The sequence below is a fragment of the Frankia sp. CeRuru1 genome (genome assembly GCF_977966315.1).
On the sequence record NZ_CDWWEW010000253.1, the window covers coordinates 1 to 3,591 of the forward strand.

General features: G+C 67.6%; 4 protein-coding genes and 1 pseudogene. 2 read left to right on the forward strand and 3 right to left on the reverse strand.

Features of this window, described 5'->3' with window-relative positions; all coding sequences use genetic code 11:
* The coding region (locus tag AC08OP_RS16960; RefSeq protein ID WP_476615086.1) for an NUDIX hydrolase at nt 1-375 on the reverse strand (375 nt) is incomplete at its 3' end.
* A gap of 95 nt (nt 376-470) precedes the next feature.
* On the opposite strand from AC08OP_RS16960, the pseudogene AC08OP_RS16965 reads away from it, so the two are divergent.
* Nucleotides 471-1,664: pseudogene (locus AC08OP_RS16965) on the forward strand (RNA-guided endonuclease InsQ/TnpB family protein).
* A 19-nt stretch (nt 1,665-1,683) separates the two neighbouring features.
* On the opposite strand, the gene AC08OP_RS16970 reads toward AC08OP_RS16965, so the two are convergent.
* Entirely contained in the window at nt 1,684-1,863 is a 180-nt protein-coding gene (locus AC08OP_RS16970) for a hypothetical protein (protein ID WP_476615087.1), read from the reverse strand.
* Nucleotides 1,864-2,078: 215 nt separating this feature from the next.
* Between AC08OP_RS16970 and AC08OP_RS16975 the strand changes: the two genes are divergently transcribed.
* Entirely contained in the window at nt 2,079-2,243 is a 165-nt protein-coding gene (locus tag AC08OP_RS16975) for a hypothetical protein (protein WP_476615092.1), read from the forward strand.
* Between the two features lie 173 nt (nt 2,244-2,416).
* Here the strand turns inward: AC08OP_RS16975 and AC08OP_RS16980 are convergent, their stop codons facing one another.
* On the reverse strand, nt 2,417-3,577 hold the full coding sequence (locus AC08OP_RS16980) for an acyl-CoA dehydrogenase family protein (protein ID WP_476615088.1): 1,161 nt from the start codon (nt 3,575-3,577) through the stop codon (nt 2,417-2,419).
* Between the last annotated feature and the right edge of the window lie 14 nt (nt 3,578-3,591).

The following is a 3,591-nucleotide window of genomic DNA, read 5'->3' on the forward strand; positions in this document are numbered from 1 at the left end:
GTGGTGACCGGCGAACGTGAGCTCCAGCCGGGTGAACTCGTGCGGCGTCACCCAGCGGGCGTCGCTCACCTCGCCCGGGTCGAGGATCAGTTCCTCGTCGGATCCGACCTCGGCGGTCCACCAGTGCAGCTGGTAGCTGCCGTCGTCGGTGTCGCATTCCCAGACCTTCGCAAGGGGGGTGACCACCAGCCCCACCTCCTCGCGGACCTCGCGAACCAGCGCCGCAGCCTGGCTCTCGCCGGGCTCGATCCGGCCGCTCAGCGGAGCCCAGTAGCCCGGTCTCTGCGCCTGCGGCCCACGCCGGATGACCAGTACGCGACCGGCCCTCAGCAGCACCGCGACTACGGCCTGCCGTTTGCCCACCGCTGCCGTCACCGGGATCTCGGCGTGGATGCTCCGGCCTTCAGGCCGGGGAGGAAACGCCGACTTTCGCTGGGTATTCGGTGGCCTTTCTTCGGTAGAATGGAAGCATGTCCCGGTTCCGGCTCTACCCGGCCGTCGAACAGGCGGTTGTGATGGAAGAGCATTGCGGGCAGGCCCGGTACGTATGGAATCTCGCGGTAGAACAGCAGTCGTGGTACCGGCCGTGGCGCGGACCTGCACCGGGGTAGGCGGAGCAGAACCGGCAGTTGACCGAAGCCCGGAAAGGCAACCCGTGGCTGGCGGCGGGCAGCATCATCGTGCAGCAGCAGGCCCTGCGGGACTTCGTTAGGGCGATGGCCAACTTTTTCCGGGGTTCCCATCGGCGTCCGTCGTTTCGGAAACGTGGCCGGTCCGAGGGTTTCCGGATCGTCGCGGTGAAACCCGGCGATGTCCGTCAGGTGAACCGCCGCTGGTCGCAGGTGCGTATCCCCAAGGTGGGCTGGGCGCGGTTTCGTCGTTCCCGGACCGTTCCCGACGCGAAGTCGTTCCGGGTCACCTGGGACCGGGCGGGACGCTGGCAGGTGGCGTTCGCCGCCGCACCCGCGCCGATCGAAGCACCCGGGACCGGTGGGATCGTCGGCGTCGATCGGGGGGTGGCGGTCTCCGTAGCCCTGTCGACGGGGGAGCTGCTGGCCTGCCCAGGGCTGCGGCCCGCCGAGGCGGCCCGGCTGCGGCGACTGCAACGACGGCTGGCCCGGGCGAAACGGGGCAGCAACCGGCGCGGCCGGCTGAAAACTCAGGTTGTCCGGGTGAAAGCCCGGGAAGTCGACCGGCGGAGAAACTGGGCGGAGAAAACCTCCACCGATCTTGCCCGCCGGTACGACCTGATCCGCGTCGAAGACCTGAACATCCGGGGCATGACCCGCTCGGCCCGGGGCACGGTCGAGAGCCCCGGGCGGAATGTGGCGCAGAAAGCCGGGCTGAACCGGGGTATCCTCGCGGCCGGCTGGGGGCTCCTCGTCCAACGGCTGGAACAGAAAGCCCCCGGACGGGTGGAGAAAATCCCGGCCGCCTACACCAGTCAGCGTTGCTCGGTCTGCGGGCAGGTGGCCGCCGAATCGAGAGAGAACCAATCTCGATTCCGGTGTGTCGCCTGCGGGCACGAGTGCAACGCCGACGTGAACGCTGCAAGGAATATCGCGGCCGGACGGTCCGTGACTGCGCGGGGAGGCGCGACGTTGGCCGTGCCGGTGAACCGCGAACCTCAACATTCCGCACCTCCCCTTCCGGTGGGCGTGTAAGAGTTGGAATCCCTCGCCTTCAGGCGAGAGAGGACGTCAACCGTACCAGCAGGTCTTCCACCAGGATCGGGAGTTCCACCACCGGCTCCCCGGCCCGGGCAGGCGCCCACCGGTGGGCCCGGTCGAACTCCGCCCGCGGAAAGCTGGTGATCAGGGCGCCGTCGCCGTCCAGGACCAGCAACGGCCATCCCCCGGTCACAGGATCACCACCGGGTCATCCGGCCGGTGCAGCATCAGCGCCGGCCCCCGCACCGGCACGTCACACTCCAACCGGGCAAAATGCTCGTCCTCCCACCGGCCCACGCCAGGACCCCCCTCGTCTCGTGATCACAACAAGATTGAGATCCGTGCAGCCCTATCGAGTGGGCCGCCGGGCGCTAGCTCGCCTACAAGACCATCTGGTACGGGTCGCGGCTGGTCGTCGCGGACCGCTGGTATCCAAGCTCGAAGACCTGCTCCGGCTGTGGCTGGCGAAACCCAAGCCTGACCCTGGCCGACCGCACCTTTCACTACCTTTCACTGCCAGTCCTGCGGGCTGGCGATCGACCGCGACGCCAACGCCGCGGTCAACCTGCATAACCTCGTCGACCGCCAGTACATCGGCGACGTTAAAACTGCCCGTGGAGTCGACCGTAAGACCCCGCCTGCGGGGCCGGTGGCTGTGAAGCGGGAACCCGGCACCGCGCCAGCGGGTCAGACCGGGGGTGCCTCACCGAGAGGCGAGGCGGCATGAACAGCGCTATCCAGCGCTCTCATGCAACGGTGATTCCCCCTCGGGCGATGAGCTGGGCGGCGATGACGTTGCGTTGGATCTCGTTGGTGCCTTCGCCGATGATCATGAGTGGGGCGTCGCGGAAGTAGCGTTCGACGTCGAACTCAGTGGAGTAGCCGTAGCCGCCGTGTACCCGGACCGCGTTGAGCGCGATCTCCATTGCGGTTTCCGAGGCGAACAGCTTGGCCATCCCGGCTTCCAGGTCGCATCGCTCGCCGGCGTCGTAGCGGTCGGCGGCCAGGAGGACGAGCTGGCGGGCAGCGGTGTACTTGGTGGCCATGTCGGCGAGATAGTTGCCGATGGACTGGTGTTTCCAGATCGGCTTGCCGAAGGCCTCGCGTTCCTGGGCGTAACGCAGCGCGTCGTCCAGCGCGGCGCGGGCGACACCGAGGGCGCGGGCGGCGACCTGGATCCGGCCGATCTCCAGGCCCTTCATAATCTGCGCGAATCCGCGGCCTTCCTCGCCGCCGAGCAGCGTATCGACGGGGGCATGGTAGTCATCGAAGGACAGTTCACAGCTTTCGACGCCCTTGTAGCCGAGTTTTGGCAGGTCTTTGGACACGGTGAACCCGTCGCCGGGTTCGACCAGCAGGATGCCGATGCCCTTGTGCCTGGGCTCGGCTTTCGGATCGGTCCTGCACAGCAGCGCGATCAGTTGGGAGCGGCGGGCGTTGGTGATCCACGTCTTCGACCCGTTGACCACGTAGTGCTCACCGGCGCGGCGGGCGCTGGTAGTGAGGGCCTGCAGGTCGGAACCGCCGCCGGGTTCGGTCAACGCCATCGTGGCGCGGATCTCACCGCTGGCCAGTGCGGGCAGATAACGCTGCTTCTGCTGCTCGGTGCCGAAGGTGAGGATGAGCGTGGAGACGACGGTGTGGCCACCCATCGCGCCGGCCAGGCTCATCCAGCCGCGGGCGAGCTGCTCGGTGACCTGGACGTAGCAGGGGGTGGAGACGGCAACCTCGCCGTAGGGTTCCGGAATGGCCAGGCCGAAGATGCCGAGCTTTTTCATCTGCTCGATGAGCTTCTCGGGATAGTCGTTGGCGTGTTCCAGGTCCCGGGCGACCGGGCGGACCTCCCGATCGACGAAGTCGCGCACGGTGTCGACGATGGCTTGTTCTTCCGCGGTCAGGGTACTCACGCTGGGTCCTCTTT